This window comes from Pinisolibacter sp., from assembly GCF_036782435.1.
Taxonomy (GTDB): Bacteria; Pseudomonadota; Alphaproteobacteria; order Rhizobiales; family Ancalomicrobiaceae; genus CALBKH01.
Map to the genome: position 1 here is coordinate 21,822 of NZ_DAIPZB010000018.1, position 21,994 is coordinate 43,815.

The window sequence follows — 21,994 nt, forward strand, 5'->3', positions numbered from 1 at the left end:
ACCCAAAGCACCCAAAGCACCCAAAGCACCCAAAGCACCCAAAGCACCCAAAGCACCCAAAGCAAAGGAGATTCGCCGATGTGTCACGTCAATAGCTGGGGCGCTAACGAATAAGTTTTTGCGCTCCGCAAGGAGATTGCATGATCAATTTTAACGAACCTCCCCTCGATACCGCCAGCTTCGAGTGGGACAACAATAAGCGACTCGCGAACATCGCCAAACACGGCATCGACTTCGAGGATGCCATCGACGTGTTCTTCGAGCCGCATCTGGATGAGCCGCTGAGCTATCCGCACGAAGCCCGCCGAAAGGCCCTCGGCCTGATCGGCGATCGTCTCGTCGCCGTGATCTACACGTGGCGGGGTCCTTCGATCCGGATCATCTCGGCGCGACGAGCGAGAGCCAATGAGCAGAGAGCGTATCGTGCGCTACACCCTCGCGGAGATCCGTGAGAAGCGCGCCTCGGGCGAATTGAAGAGCGAAACCGATTGGGCTCGGGTCGATGCCAAGACCGACGAGGACATCGAGCGCGACATCGCCTCCGATCCCGATTGGCAGCACGATCTCGACCCCGACTGGGAGAACGCCGTCCTCGTCGTTCCCCCGTCGAAGACCCCGATCTCCATCCGCCTCGACGCCGACGTCCTCGCCTTCTTCCGTGAAGGCGGCGCCGGCTATCAGAAGCGGATCAACGCGGTGCTGCGCTCCTACATGGACCACACGCGGAAACGCCGGGCCAAGCGCAAGTCCGACGCGGCGGAGTGACGAAGGCGCGCCCTCACCCCACCCCCGGCAGCCCCACGAACCCCGCCGTGATCGCCACCTGCGCCCCCCAGTAGAGCCACCACACGGCGAGCGGCAACCAGAAGGTGGCGAGGGGGCCTTCCTTCAGGCGGAAGGTGACGGTCGCCAGACACGAGTCGGAGGCCGCGAAGGCGAAGGCGCCGACGAGCGCCGAGCCACGTCCCGAGAGCGCCAGCGCACTCACCACCATGGTGGCGATGGTCACCGTATAGGCGACGACCGGCGCCCGCATCGAGCCGAGATGCCCCCACAGCCAGCCGAGCAGGCCGAGGCAGAGCACCACGATCGCCACCGCACCGACGAGCCGCCACGTCTCCCCCCCGATCGCCGCGAGGGGCAGGCCGACCTGCCGGAACAGCACGATGTAGACGACATGGGCGAGGAGAAAGCTCGAGAGGCCGGCGAGGAACGGCTTCTCGCCCTCGAAGGCGAGGAAGAAGTCGCCGAGCGCCGAGAGCGCCAGCGCCGCGACCAGCCACACCGGCCCGCCGGCGAGAAACGCGTAGACCGCGAGCGAGGCCACCGCCGTGGTCTTCACCACCGCCCGGCGCGGCGTCTTCTCCGCCCGCAGCAGCACGGTGCCGTAGAGCGCGGCGGCGAGACCGGAGAGGAGGAGGGCGGCGGGCAAGGATCGTTCCCCGGATCATCGCGGCGAGGGATATCGTGACGAAGGACATCGCGGCGCGGGCCCGAGCCCCGTGGGCCTCCGGCACGCGTCGGGACGCGGACCGGCGCTCGCATCTTCTTCGCGACCGCATCGAAGACCGACCGGCGAAACGCCGGGCGCGCGGCCTCACTCCACCCGCGGCCGGATGCGCACCACCACGTCGACGTCTTCGAGTTCCATGCCCGGCGGCAGGGTCGGCATGCCGATCACCTTGAGCTCGCCGGCGGAGATATCGGTCACCTCGCCGGTCGAGGCGTCGTAGAGGTGGTGATGCGGCGCGGTGTTCGAATCGAACACCACCTTCTCGGAATCGATGATCAGGCGGCGCAGCAGGTTGGAGCGCTCGAAGAGATCGAGCGTGTTGTAGACGGTCGCGCGCGAGATTTCGGGCATGATCACCCGCGCCCGCGCCCACACCTGATCGGCGGTGAGGTGGATCGGTCGCGACAGCAGCACTCGCGCGATCACCAGCCGCTGCAGCGTCAGCGCGATACCGGCGGTGCGCAGTCGATCGGCGAGGTCCTGATCGGTGACCTCGCTCATGCGTATCGCCCCGCCGATCTCGTCGTCGAGGTTGATGCCCTGCGGCGACAGGGAAGTCTGCATGGCCCGACCCATGATACGTCACTCCAACCGGAGGCGAGAAACGAAGCCGAAATCATAGAACGTCCTCCTCGCCACGAAAAGTCCTGCCCGCGAACGGGGTTCGATTCGATCGGCGGACATCGAGTCCGTCGGCCGTCCCCCGCCGTTCCGTTCGATCGGGAAGCCGTCATCCGCCGGCTCCTCGGGTCTGCGCCTCCCCATCTTTCGCCCGCCTCTGCAGGTGGCCGAGCAGGAACGAGAGCTCGTCGTCGCCGAGCGGCACGAATCGCCGCATCGCATTGATGTTGGAGATCCACTTCTCGGCGTCGTAGGCCTCCGGCTTCGGCAACGCATGACAGAACGAGCAATTGGCGTCGTACATCTCCGCCGCATAGGCGGCGATCCGCCCACCGTCGGACACCCAACCCGGTGCGGCGGTCCAGCCGCGCAGCCGGCCTTCGGTCCAGGTCTCGTCACGCTCCGGCTCGACCCGCGCCGCGCCGGCCTCGATCTCGAGCCGATCACCGTCGACGACGGTCGCCGCCGTGATGCGGCGCCCGAAGGCGGCGTAGACGGTGCGGACCGTCCCTTCCCGCTGCCAGACCATCGCCTCGATCCGCAGGCGATCACCCTCTTTGGCCAGAACTCGCACCGGCATCCCCGGCACGACACGCGCGACGGGGCTCCCTCCCGTCGCGTCGGCGAAGACGTCCATCGTCACGAGCGCCGTCACCGTGGCCCCGATCGCGAGCGAGGGCACCGCTTCGGTTATCCGCCGCGCCATCTCGCGATGCCGGGCGGTGAGGTCGGGCAGCTTGTGGGCTATGCCCTTGTGGCAATCGATGCAGGTGTAGCCCTTCCCCTCCGCCGCCTTCATCGCTTCGACCGATTTCGGCCGTTGCTTGTGGAAGTCCATCGCTTCGTAGCTGTGGCAATTGCGGCATTCGCGGCTGTCGCTCTCCCGCATCCGAGCCCATTCGCGACGCGCCAGATCGAGACGCCGCGCTTCGAACTTCTCCGCCGTGTCGATCGTGCCGGCGAGCTTGGCCCAGAGTTCGCCGCTCGCCTGCACCTTGCGGATCACTTTGTGGGTCCAATCCTTCGGCACGTGGCAATCGGAGCAGACGGCACGAACGCCCGACGGGTTCGCCCAGTGCACCGAAGCGCGGTATTCCTCGTGGACCGTGGAACGCATCTCGTGACAGGAGATGCAGAAGTCGAGGCTGTTCGTCGCCTCCAGGGCGGTGTTGAAGGCACCCCACCCGACGATCCCGACGACGATGCCGAAGACCACCCCGGCGGGAATGCTCCACCATCTCCGAACGACACGACGGCCGGCGGATCGGTCCGATTCCCCACGCGTCGTCATCGACGGCGTACCCTTTTCCATTTCACCCCCGTCGCCGGTCCACGACGAACGGACCACCGACCGCCCGGTCCCACCTCCCGTCCGGGTGGGACCGCGCAGCCGGCGGAAGAGATCCACCGACGGGCATCAGGGGCGGCGAGCCCGCCGGTGGCGATGACGAGACGTCGATCGGGCGGCCGATCGACGTCTCTCGGGCGCGAGCCTCAGCCGAAGGGCTTCGGCTTCGGGGTCTGGTCGGTCGACGGCGGCAGGATCGGCAGCTTGAAGTCGGGCTGGTCGCCGGTCAGCGTCTTGAGGAACGCCACGATCGAAGCGTTCTCTTCCGAGCTGAACTTCTTGCCGAGCTGCAGACGGCCCATCAGATCCACCACTTCGGTGAGCGACCAGTAGGCGCCGTCGTGGAAGTAGGGATAGGTCATCTCGACGTTGCGCAGCGTCGGAACCTTGAAGTTGAAGCGATCGGCGTCCTTGCCGGTGACCGCCGCGAGGCCTTCGGCCTTGTTCTTGGTCTGGTAGGGCTCGATCACGCCCATCTTCTGGAACGAGGCGCCGCCGGCGGCCGGTCCGTTGTGGCAGGCGACGCAGCCGGAGTCCTTGAACAGTTCCCAACCGGCCACTTCCTGCTTGGTCAGCGCCTTCTTGTCACCCGTCAGCCACTTGTCGAAGCGGGAGTTCGGCGTGACCAGCGTGTCCTCGAAGGCGGCGATCGCCGTCGTCACCCGGTCGATGTTCACCCCGTCCGAACCGAACGCCGACTTGAACTCGGCGACATAGGCCGGGATCGATTCGAGGACGTCGACCGCGAGCTGGTGGGTGAAGGCCATCTCACCCGGATTGGCGATCGGTCCGCCGGCCTGTTCCTTCAGGTCCTTGGCGCGACCGTCCCAGAACTGGGCGAGGTTCATCGACGAGTTGAGCACGGTCGGCGCGTTGATCGGCCCCTGCTGCCAGCGGTCGCCGATCGACGTCGGCAGGTTGTCGGTGCCGCCCATCGAGAGGTTGTGGCACGAGTTGCAGGAGATGAAGCCGGACTTCGACAGGCGCGGGTCGAAATAGAGTTTCTTGCCGAGTTCGACGACCGCCGGTTTGGTGACCTTGGCGGCGGGAATGGGCTGGATCGGTTCGTCGGCCGCGAAGGCGAGCGCGGTCGAGCCGGCGAGAAGCGAGAGGGAGGCGAAGAGCAGGGAAATCGGGCGCGTCATGGGACGGATCTCCATCGGATCGGCCGACGGATGGCGTCGGCGTCGGGTCCGCCGACGGAAGCCGTCGGCGTCGGGTCGTGCCGCCCATGTCGGCGGCTCTCCTCGACCGTCTCGTGTCTCTCCTCGCCATCCCCGTCCGAATGGCGAGCCGTCGGTTCGGTCGAGATGGGTTATTGCGTTTAGACCGGGTCCAAACCTTGCGATGGATCAAAATCGGTGCCCTCGGACCGCCGCTGGGACGTCCTGTCGCAGCCCTGGCAAATTCGACGAGGTCGATCTCCGCCGCTCCGGCGCACGCCCGAAGCGACGAGAAGAGGCGGACGAATCCATCGATCCGTCCGCCTCCGGAGATCATCGCCGAGGGGCGATCCGCCGTGTCGACCTCGCCTCAGCCGGTCAGCGCCGCCTTGACGAGGCCGCTCGCCTTGGAGAAGTCCATCTTGCCGGTGAAGCGCTCCTTGAGCGCCGCCATCACCCGGCCCATGTCCTTCGGCCCGGCCGCGCCGATCTCGGCGACGAGGGCGGCGATCGCCGCTTTCGCGTCATCTTCGCTCATCTGCTTCGGCATGAATTCGCGGATGACGGCGATCTCCTCGCGCTCCTTGGCGGCGAGTTCCGGCCGTCCACCCTCGTCGTAGAGCTTGGCCGAGTCCTCGCGCGACTTCACCAGCTTCGCCATCAGCTCGACGATCTCGCCGTCGGAGATCTGCTCGACGCCGGAAGTGCGGCCGGCGATGTCCTTGTCCTTGATCGCCGAGGTGATCATCCGAAGCGCCGACAGGCGCGCCTTGTCGCCCGCCTTCATCGCCGTCTTGACCGCGGCGTTCAGCTCGTCCCGCATGGCTTCTCTCCTCGCATCGATCGCCGTTTCGCCCGTTCCATACACCCTCGCCGGCCACGACGCGACCATCGGTCCATGAAAGCATCGCGCGCGAGTTGACCTCTTTCCGGGGGCGGCCTATATCGCGCCCCGAGGCGGGCGACGACCTTCGCGGGGTCGGACGTCGTGCGTCCGGGGGCAGCCCATCGCCCGCGGACGATCCGCGCGGCTCGCGGCCACCGCTCCGGTGACCCGAGTGACCCCCGACGAGAACCGATGCCATGACCGACACCATTTCCGCCGGCGTCTCCGCTGAAGCCGACGTCTGGGCCGAGCCGAAGCCGACCGCCCTTCTGGTGCTGGCCGACGGCACGGTCATCGAGGGCCAGGGCCTCGGCGCCGCCGGCTCCGCCGTCGGCGAGGTCTGCTTCAATACCGCCATGACCGGCTACCAGGAGATCCTCACCGATCCCTCCTACGCCGGCCAGATCATCACCTTCACCTTCCCGCACATCGGCAACATCGGCGTCAACGACGAGGACATCGAGACCGTCAACATGGCCTCGGCCTCCGGCGTGCGCGGCTGCGTGCTCAAGGCGTCGATCACCGAGCCGTCGAACTGGCGCTCGACCCGCCATCTCGATCAATGGCTGAAGGCTCGCGGCATCGTCGGCCTCGCCGGCATCGACACCCGCGCGCTCACCGCCCTGATCCGCGAGAAGGGCATGCCCAACGCGGTCATCGCCCATTCCCCCGACGGCATCTTCGACCTCGCGGCGCTGAAGAAGGAAGCCGCGGCGTGGCCCGGCCTCGAGGGCATGGACCTCGTGCCGATGGTGACCTCCGCCCAGTCCTTCACCTGGGACGAGACCACCTGGACGCTCGGCGAGGGCTACGGCCGCCAGACGGCGCCGAAGTACCGCATCGTCGCCCTCGACTTCGGCGTGAAGCGCAACATCCTGCGCCTCCTGGCCGACGCCGGCGCCGAGGTGATCGTCCTGCCGGCGACCGCCACCACCGACGAAGTGCTGGCGCTGAAGCCCGACGGCGTCTTCCTGTCGAACGGCCCCGGCGATCCGGCGGCGACCGGCGAATACGCCGTCCCCACCATCAAGGGCGTCGTCGATGCGGGTCTGCCGACCTTCGGCATCTGCCTCGGTCACCAGATGCTGGCGCTGGCGCTCGGCGCCAGGACCATGAAGATGCATCAGGGCCACCACGGCGCCAATCATCCGGTGAAGGACTTCACCACCGACAAGGTCGAGATCACCTCGATGAACCACGGCTTCGCCGTCGATCGCGACAGCTTACCCGAGGGCGTCGTCGAGACCCACGTCTCGCTCTTCGACGGCTCCAACTGCGGCATCGCGCTCGAGGGCAAACCGGTGTTCTCGGTGCAATACCACCCCGAGGCCTCGCCCGGCCCGCAGGACAGCCACTACCTCTTCACCCGCTTCATGAACCTCATCCGTGAGGCGAAGGGCGAAGAGACGCTGCCCGAGCGCGCCTGATCGGGGATCGGGACCGCCATCGAACATCGAGAAGGCCGCCTACGGGGCGGCCTTCGTCGTTTCGGCGCCTACGGGAGAGTGCGACGCAGGCGACGACGGCCTCGCCTCACCGCACCGCGATCTCGATCAGGCTCGGGCCGTCCCGCTCCAGCGCCTCGGCCACCGCGGCGCGGATCGCGTCCGGGTCGTCGGCACGAACCGACGGCACGCCCATCGACGCGGCGAGCGCCTGGAAGTCGATCGCCGGATCGTCGACGTCCATGCCGACGAAGCGGCCCGCCACCGCGTTCGGACACCCGAGCTGCTTGGCGATGTTCTGCAACACGCCGTAGCGGCGGTTGTTGAAGACGAAGAACAGCACCTTCGTCCCGTATTTCGCCGCGCTCCACAGCGCCTGCGGCGAATACATCGCCCCGCCGTCGCCGACGAAACTCGCCACCGGCCCGTCATGCATCAAGGCCGCCCCGACCGCCGCCGGCATGTTGCAGCCGAGCACGCCGCCGCGGGCGAAGAAGTAGCGCCCCGGCCGGGTCATCAACAGCTCCTGCACCCGCCCGAAGGTGGCCGCCGAATCGTTGGCGATCAGCGTCGTCTCCGGCAGCGCGTCCGACACGGAGAGAACGGCGAGATCTGGGGTGAGCGGCGTCGACGCATCCGCCAGGATCTCGGCACGCACCGCCGCGACGTGGCTCCCCTTCGCCACCCGCCGCGCTTCGAGCCGCGCCGCGATCGTCTCCCGGTCGAGGCGATGGGCGAGATCGGCGGCGGTCGCCTCGAGCGTCACGCCGATGTCGCCGAGGAGCGCCGTGTCGGCCGGATGCTCGCGCCCGAAGGCCTCCGGATTGTCGGCGATGTGATGCACCCGGACCCCCTCGGGGATCGGCCGCACGTCGCGGTAGGGGTAGGCGACGAAGGCTCGCCCGCCGACGAGGACGATCGCCTCGGCCTTCTCCAGCCGCTCGCGCATCACCGCGAAGTCCGGCTTCAACACCCCGGCCCAGCACGGATGCGCCGAGGGGAAAGCGGCGCGCGAGGTGAGCTGCGTGCCCCACACCGCATAGCCGCCGGCCTCCGCGAAGGCGACGATGCCCGGAGCGGCGCGCGCCGGCAGATCGTCGCCGAGCAGCACGAAGACCTTCTCCGGATCTTGCGCGGCGAGCTTCTCGGCGAGCAGCAGCGCATCCGGAGACGCCCCGAGCCGCGGCGGAGCGGAGGCGGGCGGCGTCGGCCCCTCGACCGCCTGATCGAGAATGTCCATCGGCAACGACAGGAACACCGGCCCGCACGGCGGCGTCCGGGCGATGGCGAAGGCACGCCTGAGCGCCTGGCCGACGTCCTCGCCGCGCCTGACTTCCGTCGCCCACTTGGTCACCGGATGGGCGAGCGCCACGAGATCGCCCGAGAGCCACGGCTCGGTCATCAGATGCCGCGTGTCCTGCTGGCCGGCGGTGACGACCAGCGGCGTCTCGCTCGCCTTCGAGGCGACGAGCACGCCCATGGCGTTGCCGAGGCCGCCCATGGCGTGGAGGTTGACGAAACCGGTCCTGCCCGAGGTCAGCGCCCAGCCGTCCGCCATGCCGACCGCCGTCGCCTCCTGCAGCCCCAGCACATAGGTGATGTCGGGCGCGTCGACGAGCGCGTCCATCAGCGGCATCTCGGTCGAGCCGGGATTGCCGAAGACGTGGGTGATGCCCTCGTCGCGCAGGATGTCGAGCAGAACGTCGGCGGCGCGCCTCGTCATGGCGGAATGTCTCCTCGGCCGGATACGGCGACCCGGCCACGGGACGTGACGGATCTTCCCACCGAAGCTAGCGCGAGGGCCGCGCCATCGGCGGTCGAAGAGAGCCACCCTGGTGCGACATCACGCAATCGGATAGCGTGAAATCGACCCTACGAGATACCGGATCGCACATGGACGAGATCGACCGCAAGATCCTGCGCATCCTGCAACAGGATTCCTCGATCCAGAATCAGGCCCTCGCATCCCTTGTCGGCCTGTCGCCGTCGCCGTGTCTGCGGCGCGTCCGGGCGCTCGAGGCGGCCGGCGTGATCCGCGGCTACGTGGCGCTGGTCGACGGCAAGGCGGTCGGCGCCGGCTTCGTCGCCTTCGTCGAGGTGCGGCTGGAGCGCCAGTCGGAAGCCTGGTCGACCCGCTTCGAGACGGCGATCCTCGCCCGCCCGGAAGTGATCGATTGCGCCTTCGTCACCGGCGATTTCGACTATCTCCTGAAGGTCGCCGTCGCCGACCTCGACGAGTTCCACCGCTTCCTCACCCAGATCCTGACCCGCATCGAAGGCGTCGCCAACACGCGGACGATCATCCCGGTGAAGCGGATCAAGGAAACGACGGCGGTGAAGATCGGCTGAGGCGGACGGCATCACTCTCCGCCTTCGACGTTCATGTCGATCATCGACCGGCTCCAGTCGGCGATGAACCGCGTCCGCCGCATCCGATCCTGGGTGAGGAGCAGCGCCGGACCGATGGCGATGGGCCGGCCGGCGCCGGAGCCGAGGATCGAGGCGGGGCCTTCGACCCCCGGGGGTAGGCCGCCGTCGGCGGAGAAGAAGAAGGCCTCGGCGCGGCCGACCTCCTGCCCGCGCGGCGACAGCAGATAGTCGAGGAAGATCCCGCCGTCGCCCCCGGAGCTGCGCCGCGGGATCATCGCGCCGCGCGCCAGCACGAGGGTGTAGTCGCGCGGCAGCACGATCCCGATCGGCGCGCCCTGCCGCATGCGGCCGTAGGCATAGGAACCGAGGAGGTTGTAGCCGATCAGCAACTCGCCACGCGCCACGCCTTCGAGCACCTGATCGGTGCAGCAGCGCAGCACGGTGCCGACGCGGCCCATGCTCTCCAACAGTCGGCCGTAGGTCGTCCCGGTCTGGAGAAGATCGAAGAAGGCGTAGAGGTAGCCCACCCCCGACAGGCGGATGTCGTAGGTGCCGACCCGCCCGCGGAACAATCCGGCGTGGGTGCGCAGGATCTCGGCCAGTTGGTGGTGGCTCGCCGGCACCAGTTCCGGGGCGAGCAGCTTCTTGTTGTAGACGATCACCGCCGGTTCGAGAGTGAAGCCGAAGACCTCGTCGCGCCATTTCGCCCAGCTCGACAGTGCGGCGGCGTCACCGCTCCGGTGAGGCGCGGCGCACCCGCGATTGGCCAGTTCGACGAGATGGTCGACGGCCGAGGAGAGCAGGAGATCGGCATGGGGCCGATCGGCGCGGCAGGCCTCGGCGGCCTCTTCGAAGAGATCGTTGGTGACGTAGTCGTGGTAGTCGACCGTCACGTCGGGACGCAGCCTCTGAAAATCGAGGATCAACGGCCGGATCGCCGAGAGGTCGGTCGCCCCGCGCACCACGATGCGACCGCGCTCACCGGCCGGCGCCGGAAACACCTCCCGTTCCGCGGCCCGGACCGTCGCCGTCGACAGGGCGAGCGCCGCCGCGATGAGGATCGAGCGCCACGTCATACCGTCGCCTCCTTCACGCCGCCGGCACGCGTCAGCTCGAGGATCACCGTGAAACCGGCCGCACCGGCCTCGCGAAAGGCGAGACCGCCGCCATGGGCGCGGCAGACCTCGGCGGCGATGGCGAAGCCAAGACCTGTGCCCTCGAGGCCGGACGAGGGTGCGCCGAAGCGGGTGGTCACCCGCTCCCAGACGCTCGACGGGATGCCGGGTCCGTCGTCCTCGACTTCGATCGTCACCCGCGCCGGGTCCGGTTCGAGCACCCGGACCGTCAGGTGGCCCGGCGCGCCGTGGCGGATGGCGTTGCCGATGACGTTGGTCAGAGCCTCGCGCAGGCTGACCGGCTCGCCTGTGACGATCACCTCGTGCTCGGGCGCCTCGAGCGCCACCACGACGTCGCGGTCGAGCGAAGCCGGCACCGCGTCGCGCAATGCCCGCCGTGCGATCGCCACCACGTCGACGTCGACGAAATCGATCGTGTCGGTGCGATGGATCACCATGGCGTGGCTGAGGATCTGATTGGTGAGGCGGCCGAGCTGATCGGCGCGATCGCGAATGCGCTCGACCCGGTCGCGATCGCGCCCGCCGATGTCGCCGCGCGACAGGAGGTCGATCTGCGCCGTAAGCGCGGTCAGGGGCGTGCGGATCTGGTGAGCGGCGTCGGCGATGAAGCGTTGCAGGAGCGCCATGCGCTCGGCGAGCCGCTCCATGAAGTGATTGATCGCCCCGGCGAAGGGCCGCAGTTCCTTCGGCATGGCGATGTCGAAGGCGGTGAGGTCGTTGGGGTCGCGGTCGTCGAGCGCCTGCGCCACCCGTTGCAGCGGCGCCAGCGCGATGCGGACGGCGATGATCGCACCGACCAGCCCGACGACGCCGAGCGCGACCACCAGCCCGATCACCTGCAACGCCAGACTTCGCGCCAGCGACGATCGGGCGGTCTCCGTCTGGGCCACCAGGACCTGGACGCGGCCGGAGATCGCCGGGTCGGACACGGCGCGGGAGACGACGGCGACGCGGACCGGTTCGCCGAGATGGCGGCCGGCGGAGACGACCGGCTCCCGCCGCAGCCGGTCGGGATCGCGCCGCACCTCGAGATCGTCGGCGCCGGTGATCGTCTTCCCGTCGACGCCGATCACTCGATAGAAGACGCGGTCGCGGTCGGCGAGCGCCAGCATCTCGAAAGCCGAGAGCGGCAGATCGACCACCAGGCGATCGTCCTCCACCGCGATCGCCTCGGCGATCTGCAGGGCGGCACCGATGAGCAGGCGGTCATAGGCCTCGTCGGCGGCGGTGCGCCCCCATACCCAGGCGGCGGCGACCAGCGTCACCGCGACCGCGCCGAGCACCGCGCCGATCGCCAGGACGAGACGGAGGAAGAGCGAAGGTTCACGCCGGCTCATGGGCGACCAGTCGATAACCGAGGCCGCGCAGGGTCACCACCTCGGCCCGGGCGCCCTCGAGTTTGCGCCGCAGCCGCGCCACGTAGAGTTCGACGGCGTTGGCGCCGGGCGCTTCGTCGAAACCGAAGAGCTGATCGAGCAACTCCTCCTTGGTGAAGACTTTGCCCGGTCGCGAGGCGAGGATCTCGAGCAGGGTCAACTCGCGGCGCTTGAGGGCGACCTCGCGCGCGCCGATACGGACGCTGCGCGAAGAGCGGTCGACGACGATGTCGCCGACGCGGATCTCGTTCGACGCTTCGCCGGACCGGCGTCGCAGGAGGGCGCGGGCGCGCGCCTCGAGCTCGCGGAAGTCGAACGGTTTGACCAGATAGTCGTCGGCGCCGAGATCGAGCGCGCCGACCCGGTCGTCGACTTCCGACCGGGCGGTGAGGACCAGCACCGGAACGGCGTTGCCGGCCGCCCGCAGCCGCTGGAGGATGGCGAAGCCGTTCAGACCCGGCAGGTTCACGTCGAGGATGACGAGGTCGTAGGGGGTGTAGTCGAGAATCTCGCTCGCCGCGGCGCCGTCCGTCTCCCAATCGACGGCATGGCCGGTGGTCTCGAAGCGATCGACGATCGCCTCGGCCACGTCGCGCGTGTCCTCGATCAGGAAGATCCGCATGGCTGCCCTCGACGGCGCGCGCGCCGTGACAGGTTGGTGACAGGTCGCGACGCTAACAATCGTCGTCGAACCCGTCCACAAAGAATCCGGGAAGATCAAATTCGGAGGAAGGTCCGGGCCGACCGGACAGAAATTCCTACCCGACAAGTCATCGCACCGACGATGACCAGCCGTCGCGACGATGTCGTCGCGCGGACGGATCGGTGTGACCGAGGAAACGTCCAGAGAGGAAAGAAGACGATGCCGACCTTCTTCAGCAACACCAAGATGCTGGCTTGCGCCATGGTCCTCCTCGGCGCCACCGCGGCTTCCGCGGCGCCGGAGAAGACCGAATGCCTCGCCGGCGCCAAGCCGGGCGGTGGTTTCGACCTGACCTGCCGTCTCGCCGCCAATTCGCTGCTGGCGACCAAGGCGATCGACAAGCCGATGGCCGTCACCTACATGGAAGGCGGCGTCGGCGCGGTCGCCTACAACCACGTGATCTCCAAGCGGGCGGACGACGCCTCGCTCATCACCGCCGCCTCTTCCGGTTCGGCGCTGCTCATCGCCCAGGGCAAGTTCGGCAAGTACGACGCCTCGGCGGTACGCTGGCTCGCCGGCCTCGGCGCCGACTACGGCGTCCTGGTGGTCGCCGCCAATTCGCCGATCAAGACGCTGAAGGATCTGGTCGACGCCTATGCGAAGACGCCGAACGAGTTCCCGATCGGCGGCGGCGGCGCGGTCGGCAGCCAGGACTGGATGAAGGCGGCGCTGATGGCCAAGGCCGCCGGTCAGGCGCCGAAGTCGATGCGCTACGTGGCGCTCGAGGGCGGCGGCGCGGTGATCACCGCGCTCGAAGGCGGCCACATCAAGGTCGCCTCCGGCGACGCCGCCGAAATGGTCGCTCACCACACCGCCGGCAAGGTCCGCATCCTCGCGGTGATGTCGAAGGAGCGCCTGCCCGGCGCGCTGAAGGACGTGCCGACCGCCAAGGAGCAGGGCATCGACGTCGACTGGACGGTGTGGCGCGGCTTCTACGTCGGCCCGAACGTGTCGGACGCCGACTACGCCTGGTGGACGAGCACCTTCGAGAAGCTCACCGCGACGCCCGAATTCGCCAAGGAGCGCGAGGCCCGCGGCCTCTTCCCCTTCACCGTGATCGGCAAGGCGTTCGACGAACGGGTGAAGGCCGACGTCGCCCGCTTCAAGGCGCTCGCCGCCGAAGCCGGACTGTGATCGACGCGACGCGGGCGGGGCTCCCCTCCGCCCGCGTCGGCTCGTCTTCTCCTCGCAACTCCAGGGGTGAACCATGCACGGCGACCACGGCGCCACGCTGCGCCACGGCCGGATCGGCGCGGCCGCACTCTTCGTCTTCGCCCTCGTCTTCGGATGGATGGGAAGCCGGATCGAATATTCCTTCTCTTCGGATCCGCTCGGTCCGCGCACGTTCCCGGTGGCGCTGGCGGTCGTGCTGGCGGGTCTGGCGATCCTCAACTTCGTCCGTCCCGGCCGCAACGAGGCCTGGCCACGCGGTGCGACGCTCGTCGGGGCCATCGCCCTGCCGGCGCTGGTGGCCGCCTGCGCGCTGCTCCTCGGTCCGGCCGGTTTCCTCGTCGCGATCTTCGTCATGACCGCCGGGTCGAGCCGCGTCTTCGGCGCCTCGTGGCCGAAGGCGATCGTCGCCGGCGTCCTCCATGCCGTCGGCTGGTACCTGCTCTTCGCCGTCCTGCTCGAGGTGCAACTGCCCTCCGGCGATCTCTTCAAGATGCTCGTCAAGCGCTGACGCGCCGCGCCTCACGGAGTTCGACCCATGAACCTCGACTACCTGTGGCACGGCTTCGCGGTCGCGCTCACCCCGACGAACCTGCTGATCGGCTTCGTCGGCGCCTTCCTCGGGACGCTGATCGGCGCGCTGCCGGCGATCGGTCCGATCAACGGCATCGCCCTCCTGCTGCCCATCGCCTACACCATGGGCCTGCCGCCGGAGAGCACGATGATCCTGCTCGCCGGCATCTATTGCGGCGCCGAATACGGCGGCCGCATCTCGTCGATCCTGCTCAACGTGCCGGGCGACGCCGGTGCCGTGATGACGGCGCTCGACGGCCATCCGCTGGCCAAGCAGGGCCGCGCCGGCGAGGCGTTGGCGATCTCGGGCCTCGCCTCCTTCTTCGGCGGCACCGTCGGCACCATCGGCCTCGCGCTCTTCGCCCCGGCGCTCGCCGCGCTCGCCATCGGCTTCGGTCCGGCCGAATATTTCGTGTTGATGGTCTTCGCCTTCGCCACGCTCGGCTCGATGGTCGGCTCCGACCCGGTCAAGACGCTGGTCGGCTGCACCCTCGGCCTGATGCTGGCGACCGTCGGCCTCGACCCGACCTCGGGGGCCTACCGCTACACCTTCGACGAGCCGGAACTCGGCGACGGCATCGAGTTCGTCGTCCTGGTCATCGGCCTGTTCTCGATCTCCGAGGCGATCAACATCCTCGAGCATCAGAGCAAGGGCGGCGAGATCCTCAAGGTGGCCGGCCGTTCGCTCGCCCGCCTCGACGACATCCGCCGCTGCGTCTGGACGGCGGTGCGGTCCTCGGTCATCGGCTTCGTCGTCGGCGTGCTGCCGGGCACCGGCGCGTCGGTCGCTTCGGCGATCTCCTACATGACGGAGAAGCGGCTCAACGATCGTGACGGCACCTTCGGCAAGGGCGACGTGCGCGGTCTGGCCGCTCCGGAAGCCGCCAACAACGCCACGGCGGCGGGCGCCTTCGTGCCGATGCTGACCCTCGGCGTTCCGGGCTCCGGCACGACGGCGGTGATGCTCGGCGCGCTGATGCTCTACAACATCCAACCCGGCCCTCAGCTCCTGACCGAGCGGCCCGAGATCGTCGGCGGTCTGGTCGCCTCGATGTTCATCGGCAACCTGATCCTCCTCGCCCTCAACCTGCCGATGGTGAAGATCTTCGCCCGCGTCCTCACCCTGCCGAACTGGATCCTGGTGCCGTCGATCCTGGTGCTGTCGGTGGTCGGCGTCTACTCGACCCACTCCAGCGTCCTGTCGGTGCTGATCATGTTGGGCATCGGCGTCGTCGGCTGGATGCTGCGCAAGCTCGATTTCGAGATGGCGCCGATCATCCTCGGCTTCGTGCTCGGCAAGGTCATGGAGGTCAATCTGCGCAATGCGCTGGCGATCTCCGGCGGCGAGCTGTCGATCCTGTGGTCCTCGACGATCTCGCAGGTGCTGTGGGTGATGGCCCTCACGGTCGCGGTGGCGCCGTGGTTCCTGGCCCGCCGCATGAAGCGACTGCGCGCGGTGGAAGCCAAGGCCGAGAGCGCCGGACTGCCGGAGGATTGAGGCGGACGCGACGGACGGGAACGGGCACGCCTCCGACGAGCGGGCGTGCCCGTTCCCGCATCCCGTCTCCGCGTCGCGATCGGGCCCCGACGCCGATCCGCCGGCGCACCGCGCCGCGGACACGGCTCGAGCCGATGAGCCGCCGCGGATCGTCGGAATGACCGTGGGGTCGACCGTCTTCCGCCGGCGCGATGCCGACGGCTCTCTCCGACCCGAAGCGGGCGCGACCGAATCAGTGGCGCGTCGACTTTGGAGTTGCGTGTAATATAGATATCCAGCATTCTTTCGTTAGAAAATCGGCATTGATTGCCCCCCTAGAGGCGAAAATAAGATGGGAAGCGACTCCCCGATCCTCGTTTACCAAGATTTTGTTGAGCTGACCTGCAATGAAGATGATGGCTACGTTAGTAGCTCTGTTTCGAAGGCAGATTTACATCGCAATGGGGCTCGGCTCCGCCAGACCAATTCTGCACAAGGTATTTTATTGGTCGACTCGGATGAAGATTTTCGCGATTACAACGAGAGAAAGCGAATCAGTTCGCTGAGGAATGAGACGTTTGGAAGATGGAACTACTTTGAACACTGCCCTCACTGCAACACAAAACTCACTACAAATACATTGAACATTGAAGGTTTTCGAGGATTTTATACTAGCGAGTGCCCCTGTTGCGGGTGGTGGGAAACAGAGCATTTTTTATCGGAGGAGTTTGATAGCTACGGCTTCAAGCATGGCGTTAAGTCATTCCACCGCAGATCTATTCTAAAGTCATTTTCCGTCTCATCGGCCGAAGTTCCGGTAGAAAATCTTTGCGAATATCTAACGCATCACCCACAAAAACTTGAGGATGTCGATCCCGGTAAATTAGAAGAACTTGTTGGCCACGTCTTTCGTGAAACCCATAAATGTGAGGTCTCGTACGTCGGAGGTCCGAACGACCGCGGAATCGACCTGTACCTAGCGCGAGGCGATCAGGAAATGGTTGTTCAAGTAAAGAGGCGCGCGCTCAGGCGGGGAGCGCAACCTGCGAGCAGCGTTCGGGAGTTTGTGGGTGCGATGGTTATACAGGGCGCCCTTCGGGGGATATTTGTAACGTCCGGAAAATTCAGCAAGGCCGCCGTACGTGAGGCGGACGACGCATCAAGGCGCGAACCAATCACCAGTATAGAATTGGTCGATGGAGGTCGACTGATTGCAATGTGTGAATTGACTCGCCCGATCATGATGACAAAGTCTAGTTATTCTGAATCTGATATGGAATTAAATTTATCGGAATTCAATAATTTAATTGGATTCTCAATGCGAAACCCTATAAATAATTAGTACATTACATGGCATGAACTAGTCAAGCCACACCCCCCCTTTCGGCACGAACATAGTTATACGATAGACTTATCGCATCGGTGTTCACCTCAAATATCCTCCTTCGCCGCGAACCGACGCTCGTCCACAGCCCTCTCACCGGTGCCCGTGCCCGTGACTCCCGTGAGCATGGTCCCCATGGCCGTGTTCGTGCTCCCCCGACGTCCCCTCGTGCGCATCCGCATGGTCGTGCGCGCCGGTGTGGACGTGCTCGTGGACATGGGCGTGCTCGTGGGAATGGGTGTGGCCGTGCTCGTGACTGTGGACGAGGTCGCCGTGGCGGTGCTCGTGAGTGTGCCAGTGGGTGTGCTCGTGGGCGTGGCGGTGCTCGTGCGGATGGGTGTGCGGCTCGGGATGGACGTGACCGTGCGTGGCGTCGATCTTCTCGTCGTGCATGACATCCTCCCCGTCCGGCGTCCGCCGCATCCCTCGCCGGACCTCGTGCCGAAGCGGCGGCGCTCGCCATGATCGAAACTTCTCGAGCGAAGGCAAGCCCGAACCGCCGCCACCCCCCGGTCGCCCGGGTGCTCGCAGCGCCGTCGATGCTCGCCCGCCCGGGCCGCCTCCCCGCACGGCGCGCATCCGTGTCCCTTGTTCGCAAGCCCTCCTTGATCCCGGGCCCGATCCGGCGGACGCTGGGGAAACGGCTTCAGGAGGGCCCCATGGATCCGATCCGCATCGTCGGCGTGAACTTCTCGAATTTCGTCCAGTCCGCCCTGCTCGCCCTCAAGGAGAAGGGCGCGACCTACGAGTTGGTTCCCCCGCCGAGCGCCCTCGAGGAGCCGGCGCATCTCGCCCTCCATCCGTGGGGCAAGATCCCCGTCCTCCTCCTCGACGGCGCCCCCCTCTACGAGACCACCGCCATCCTGCGCTGGATCGACACCGCGCTGCCCGGACCGGCGCTGATGCCGACCGACCCGCTCGCCGCCGCCCGCGCCGAACAGTGGATCTCGGCGATCACCTCCTATCTCGACATCCACGCCATCCGTCAGATCGGTTCGCCGATGTTCTTCGCCACCCGCCGCGGCGAAGCTTTCGAGCCGCCGCAGGCCGCTCTCGAGGCGCTCGAACACGACCTGACGGTCTTCGAGACCGCCCTCGGCCACGGCCCCTTCCTCGGCGGCGACGCCCCGAACCTCGCCGACCTGCTGCTCGCGCCGATCGTCAACGCCATCGCGCTGATGCCGCAGACCCGGCCGATGCTCTACATGCGCCCGGCGCTGACCGCCTTCCTCGCGGCGGTCCATGCCCGGCCCTCGTCGGAAGGCGTGCTCAAGAAGCCGGCGTGAGGCGGTGGCGCGAGGCGATCAGGGACGGCCCGCCATCGCCTCCGCCAGAACTTCGAAGATCCGCCGATGACCGCATTGCGCCACGTTGAAGCGTAGGAAGCGGCCGGCGGAGAGCGAGGGCGAGAAGACGTTGCCCGGCGCCAGGACGACGCCGGCGGCGTCCGCACGTTTCGACACCTCGACCGCCTCGACGCCCTCCGGCAACTCGGCCCAGACGAAGATCCCCTCTTCACCCGCTCCCCACGGCCTGAGCCCCAGTCGCTCCAGAGCTCGACACACCCGCACCCGCGCCTCGCCGAGACGGCGGCGCAGACCGTCGACGTGCCGGCGATAGCTGCCGTCGACGAGCAACCGATGGACGACCTGGGCGGCCAGATCGTCGTTGGTGAAGGAGGTGGCGAGCTTCGCCTCGGTGAACGCCTCCGCCCGCGTCCGGTCGGTGGCGATCCAACCGAGGCGGATCGCCGACGACAGCGTCTTGGAGAACGACCCGACATGGATCACCCGCTCGAGCCCGTCGAGCGCCGCCATCCGCGGCGCCGGCCTCGTCTCGAAGTCGGCGAAGACATCGTCCTCGACGATCGTGAAGCCGTGACGTCCGGCGAGGTTGACCAGCCGATGCGCCGTCGCCGCGCCGATCCGGCCCCCGGTCGGATTGTGCGGCCCGGCGTTGGTCAGATAGAGCCGTGGCCGATGGATCTCCGCTTCACGCTCGAAGACTTCGAGATCGGGTCCGTCCGGATGGAAGGGAATGCCGATCACCCGCGCCCGCTCGAGCTTCAGCTTGGCGCGGAAGTTGTAGTAGCAGGGATCGTCGACGAAGACCGTGTCGCCCGGCTCGACCAGAAGGCGCACCACCAGATCGACCGCGGCGGAAGCGCCGGCGGTCAGAACGATGCGGCCGGGTTCGGCGGCGATGCCGCGTTCGCCGAGCCGCCGCGCCAACACCTGCCTGAGGCCGGCGTGGCCGAGCGGCGAGCCGTAGTCGACGAGCCGCGCGACGGGGTCGCGGGCGAGCGCGCGCAACGCCCGCCGGATGCCGGCCTCCTCGAGCCATTCGCTCGGCAGCCAGCCGCAGCCCGGTTTGAACACCGTGTCGTCGAGCTCGAGCGACCGGCGCATCACCCAGGAGGGATCGATGTCGCGATCGGCCGGTGGAGCCGGCTCGGCGACGATCGGACGCGGCACCGGCGCCACCGTGAACCCGGACCCCGGCCGAGCCACCACGCGGCCCGCCGCCACGAGCCGGTCGTAGGCCTCCACCACCGTCGACTTCGACAGGCCGAGGTCCTCCGCCGCCCGCCGGATCGACGGCAGGCGCGCCCCCGGTGGCGAACGACGCTCGTCGATCGCCCGCTCCACAGCCGCCACCACCGCGCCGACCAGCGTCGCATGACGATCGCGCTCGATCCGTATGTCCATCGATCGTCCCGATGAATGTACCGGTACGGTTCATCCGACCGTACCCGAACCGTATCTCGATCGATGGCGCGTGTCAGCCGATTCTCCGGGCGGTGCACAGCGAGGGAGTTTCGACGATGGACGATCGCAGAGCGGGACTGATCGACGGACTGATCGGCGTGGCGTTCTTTTCCGGATCCCTGGTGGCGACGCGGTTCGCGGTGACCGATTTCGATCCGTTCTTCTCGACCTGGGCCCGCGCCGTCGGCGCCGCGTTCCTGGCGAGTGCGGCCCTCCTCGTCGCGCCACGACCGTGGCCGACCGGACGGGAGTTCGTCGCCCTCGCCGTCGTGTCGGCGACGGTGGTGATCGGCTTCCCCGTCGGCTCCGCCCTGGCGCTGCGCGAGATCACGGCCGCTCGCGCCACGCTGTTCATCGGCCTTCTGCCGCTCTTCACCGCCAGCTTCGCCATTCTGCGCGGCATCGCCCGGCCGCCGCACCCCGCCTTCTGGCTCTTCGCCGCCGCCGGCAGCGCCGTCGTCGCGCTCTATGCCCTCGGCGGCACCCTCGGCGGCACGTGGCGCGGCGACGGCTTCATCCTCGGGGCGGTCGTTTCGGCCGGACTGGGATATGCGGAAGGCGCCCGCCTCACCGCTCGTTTCGGCGGTTGGCGGGTCATCTCCTGGGCGGTCGTTCTCGCCCTGCCCCTCACCTTGCCGCTGATGCTGCACGACTGGCCCGACTGGTCGCGGGTCGGTTGGCCGGCGATCGGCGGCCTCGCCTACACCGCCGCCTTCAGCCAATGGATCGGCTTTCTCTTCTGGTATCGCGGCCTCGAGCGCGGCGGCGTCGCCGCGGTCGGCCAACTGCAACTGTTGCAGCCCTTCCTCGGCCTGATCCTGGCGGCGGTCCTGCTCGGCGACACGATCGATCCGCGGCTGGCGCTCTCGACGGTCCTCGTCGTCCTCTGCATCTTCGGCGCCCGGCGTTTCGCCACCCCGGCGCGCCGTCCGGTGATCGCCGAGGCGATCAGAGACTCGGCGCCTTGAACGTGTCGCAGCTCGACATGCGGCCGCTCTCGAAGCCGATCTTGAACCAGCGCACCCGCTGCGCCGACGAGCCGTGGGTGAAGCTGTCGGGCACGACGTAGCCCTGCATCGTCTTCTGGATCGAATCGTCGCCGATGCGGGACGCGGCGTTGAGCGCCTCTTCGATGTCGCCCGGTTCGATGAAGTCGCGCTCCTTCTGCGCCTCGTGCGCCCACACGCCGGCGAAACAGTCGGCCTGCAACTCGACGCGGACCGAGGCGCGGTTCTGCTCCTTCTCGCTCATCCGGGCTCGGGCCTGATTGAAGGCCGGCAGGATGCCGATCAGGTTCTGGATGTGATGGCCGATCTCGTGGGCGATCACATAGGCCTGGGCGAAGTCGCCGGGGGCGCGGAAGCGGGTCTTCAGCTCGTCGTAGAAGGCGAGGTCGATGTAGACCTTGTGATCGGCCGGGCAGTAGAACGGCCCGGTCGCCGCGCTCGCCTGACCGCACGGGCTGCGGGTCGAGCGCGAGAACAGGACGAGCCGCGGCTCCTCGTAGCGCATGCCGCGCGCCTTCGGCACGAGATCGCCGGCCTGAGCGGGCAGGATGTCCTTCCAGCGGTCCTCGGTGTCGCCGAGCACCACCGCGACGAATCGACCGAGCTGATCGTTGCGCGCCTGACTGCGCTGCGGCGGCTGGGCCGAGCGCTGGTAGGACTGCGACTGCGTGCTCGGGCCGATCTGCGTGCCGGTGAGCAGGCTCATCGGGTTGATGCCCATCACCCAGGCGATGATCAGCATGATGACGATCGTGCCGATGCCGCCGCCGCCGATGTTGATCGGCAGGCCGAAGCCGCCGCCCGGCGAATAGCCGCCGCTCGAGCCGTAGGACCCGTCGTCGCCGCCGAAACCACCACCGTCGCCGCCGCCGTCGCGGCGATCCTCGATGTTGCTGCTCTCTCTGTGGCCTTCCCAGCGCATCGTCGCAGTCCTCGTCGAAGCGGCCTCGTCGAAGCGGCCTCGTCCCCGCGGGTTCCCCCGCGACGACATCGGCGGCGCATGTCCCCTTATATCGTAGGCTTTCGTGGCGATGAAAAGATCTCGCGCCGCACC

The 21,994-nt window shown here is 67.8% G+C and carries 22 protein-coding genes; 11 read left to right on the forward strand and 11 right to left on the reverse strand.

Features of this window, described 5'->3' with window-relative positions:
* Positions 1–140: 140 nt before the first annotated feature.
* On the forward strand, positions 141–452 hold the full coding sequence (locus V7Q42_RS09710; protein WP_333823820.1) for a BrnT family toxin: 312 nt from the start codon (positions 141–143) through the stop codon (positions 450–452).
* Positions 424–765, forward strand: coding sequence for a BrnA antitoxin family protein (locus V7Q42_RS09715; protein ID WP_333823822.1), 342 nt, complete (start codon positions 424–426; stop codon positions 763–765). The genes V7Q42_RS09710 and V7Q42_RS09715 overlap by 29 nt, the downstream gene beginning before the upstream one ends.
* A gap of 13 nt (positions 766–778) precedes the next feature.
* Here the strand turns inward: V7Q42_RS09715 and V7Q42_RS09720 are convergent, their stop codons facing one another.
* From V7Q42_RS09720 to V7Q42_RS09740, 5 genes are all read right to left on the reverse strand, one after another.
* A complete protein-coding gene (locus tag V7Q42_RS09720) occupies positions 779–1,432 on the reverse strand; it encodes a lysoplasmalogenase (RefSeq protein WP_333823823.1) in 654 nt (217 codons plus the stop codon).
* A gap of 165 nt (positions 1,433–1,597) precedes the next feature.
* Entirely contained in the window at positions 1,598–2,089 is a 492-nt protein-coding gene (locus V7Q42_RS09725; RefSeq protein WP_333823824.1) for a Fur family transcriptional regulator, read from the reverse strand.
* A 154-nt stretch (positions 2,090–2,243) separates the two neighbouring features.
* Entirely contained in the window at positions 2,244–3,446 is a 1,203-nt protein-coding gene (locus V7Q42_RS09730) for a NapC/NirT family cytochrome c (protein WP_333823825.1), read from the reverse strand.
* A gap of 182 nt (positions 3,447–3,628) precedes the next feature.
* Positions 3,629–4,627 carry a cytochrome-c peroxidase gene (locus tag V7Q42_RS09735; RefSeq protein WP_333823826.1) on the reverse strand — a complete coding sequence of 333 codons (999 nt, stop codon included), beginning with the start codon at positions 4,625–4,627 and terminating at the stop codon, positions 3,629–3,631.
* Between the two features lie 388 nt (positions 4,628–5,015).
* Entirely contained in the window at positions 5,016–5,468 is a 453-nt protein-coding gene (locus V7Q42_RS09740) for a GatB/YqeY domain-containing protein (protein ID WP_333823827.1), read from the reverse strand.
* A 260-nt stretch (positions 5,469–5,728) separates the two neighbouring features.
* Between V7Q42_RS09740 and carA the strand changes: the two genes are divergently transcribed.
* Positions 5,729–6,958: a glutamine-hydrolyzing carbamoyl-phosphate synthase small subunit gene (carA, locus tag V7Q42_RS09745; RefSeq protein WP_333823828.1), complete on the forward strand. Its 1,230-nt coding sequence runs from the start codon at positions 5,729–5,731 to the stop codon at positions 6,956–6,958.
* Between the two features lie 106 nt (positions 6,959–7,064).
* Here the strand turns inward: carA and V7Q42_RS09750 are convergent, their stop codons facing one another.
* A complete protein-coding gene (locus V7Q42_RS09750) occupies positions 7,065–8,699 on the reverse strand; it encodes a thiamine pyrophosphate-binding protein (protein WP_333823829.1) in 1,635 nt (544 codons plus the stop codon).
* Between the two features lie 170 nt (positions 8,700–8,869).
* Here V7Q42_RS09750 and V7Q42_RS09755 point away from each other — a divergent pair, with 170 nt between their 5' ends.
* Positions 8,870–9,325: an Lrp/AsnC family transcriptional regulator gene (locus V7Q42_RS09755; protein ID WP_333823830.1), complete on the forward strand. Its 456-nt coding sequence runs from the start codon at positions 8,870–8,872 to the stop codon at positions 9,323–9,325.
* Positions 9,326–9,336: 11 nt separating this feature from the next.
* Here the strand turns inward: V7Q42_RS09755 and V7Q42_RS09760 are convergent, their stop codons facing one another.
* The 3 genes from V7Q42_RS09760 to V7Q42_RS09770 are packed head-to-tail and all read right to left on the reverse strand — an operon-like array spanning position 9,337 to position 12,480.
* Positions 9,337–10,422, reverse strand: coding sequence for an ABC transporter substrate-binding protein (locus tag V7Q42_RS09760; protein ID WP_333823831.1), 1,086 nt, complete (start codon positions 10,420–10,422; stop codon positions 9,337–9,339).
* On the reverse strand, positions 10,419–11,819 hold the full coding sequence (locus tag V7Q42_RS09765; protein ID WP_333823832.1) for a sensor histidine kinase: 1,401 nt from the start codon (positions 11,817–11,819) through the stop codon (positions 10,419–10,421). The genes V7Q42_RS09760 and V7Q42_RS09765 overlap by 4 nt, the downstream gene beginning before the upstream one ends.
* A complete protein-coding gene (locus tag V7Q42_RS09770; RefSeq protein ID WP_333823833.1) occupies positions 11,806–12,480 on the reverse strand; it encodes a response regulator transcription factor in 675 nt (224 codons plus the stop codon). The genes V7Q42_RS09765 and V7Q42_RS09770 overlap by 14 nt, the downstream gene beginning before the upstream one ends.
* Positions 12,481–12,720: 240 nt before the next feature.
* Between V7Q42_RS09770 and V7Q42_RS09775 the strand changes: the two genes are divergently transcribed.
* The 6 genes from V7Q42_RS09775 (at position 12,721) to V7Q42_RS09800 (ending at position 18,451) form a co-directional block, all read left to right on the forward strand.
* Positions 12,721–13,695 carry a Bug family tripartite tricarboxylate transporter substrate binding protein gene (locus V7Q42_RS09775; RefSeq protein ID WP_333823834.1) on the forward strand — a complete coding sequence of 325 codons (975 nt, stop codon included), beginning with the start codon at positions 12,721–12,723 and terminating at the stop codon, positions 13,693–13,695.
* 73 nt (positions 13,696–13,768) lie between these two features.
* A complete protein-coding gene (locus V7Q42_RS09780; protein WP_333823835.1) occupies positions 13,769–14,242 on the forward strand; it encodes a tripartite tricarboxylate transporter TctB family protein in 474 nt (157 codons plus the stop codon).
* A gap of 27 nt (positions 14,243–14,269) precedes the next feature.
* A complete protein-coding gene (locus V7Q42_RS09785) occupies positions 14,270–15,802 on the forward strand; it encodes a tripartite tricarboxylate transporter permease (protein WP_333823836.1) in 1,533 nt (510 codons plus the stop codon).
* A 331-nt stretch (positions 15,803–16,133) separates the two neighbouring features.
* A complete protein-coding gene (locus tag V7Q42_RS09790; protein WP_333823837.1) occupies positions 16,134–17,123 on the forward strand; it encodes a restriction endonuclease in 990 nt (329 codons plus the stop codon).
* Positions 17,124–17,300: 177 nt separating this feature from the next.
* Positions 17,301–17,630, forward strand: coding sequence for a hypothetical protein (locus V7Q42_RS09795; RefSeq protein ID WP_333823838.1), 330 nt, complete (start codon positions 17,301–17,303; stop codon positions 17,628–17,630).
* Between the two features lie 194 nt (positions 17,631–17,824).
* Positions 17,825–18,451: a glutathione S-transferase family protein gene (locus tag V7Q42_RS09800; RefSeq protein WP_333823839.1), complete on the forward strand. Its 627-nt coding sequence runs from the start codon at positions 17,825–17,827 to the stop codon at positions 18,449–18,451.
* A gap of 18 nt (positions 18,452–18,469) precedes the next feature.
* Here V7Q42_RS09800 and V7Q42_RS09805 read toward each other — a convergent pair whose 3' ends face one another.
* On the reverse strand, positions 18,470–19,873 hold the full coding sequence (locus tag V7Q42_RS09805) for an aminotransferase-like domain-containing protein (RefSeq protein ID WP_333823840.1): 1,404 nt from the start codon (positions 19,871–19,873) through the stop codon (positions 18,470–18,472).
* A 116-nt stretch (positions 19,874–19,989) separates the two neighbouring features.
* On the opposite strand from V7Q42_RS09805, the gene V7Q42_RS09810 reads away from it, so the two are divergent.
* The gene (locus V7Q42_RS09810) at positions 19,990–20,901 is read left to right on the forward strand and encodes a DMT family transporter (RefSeq protein ID WP_333823841.1); all 912 of its coding nucleotides are present in this window, start codon (positions 19,990–19,992) and stop codon (positions 20,899–20,901) included.
* On the opposite strand, the gene ypfJ is transcribed toward V7Q42_RS09810, so the two are convergent.
* Entirely contained in the window at positions 20,882–21,862 is a 981-nt protein-coding gene (gene ypfJ, locus V7Q42_RS09815; protein ID WP_333823842.1) for a KPN_02809 family neutral zinc metallopeptidase, read from the reverse strand. The two genes, V7Q42_RS09810 and ypfJ, sit on opposite strands and share 20 nt — an antisense overlap.
* Positions 21,863–21,994 lie beyond the last annotated feature (132 nt).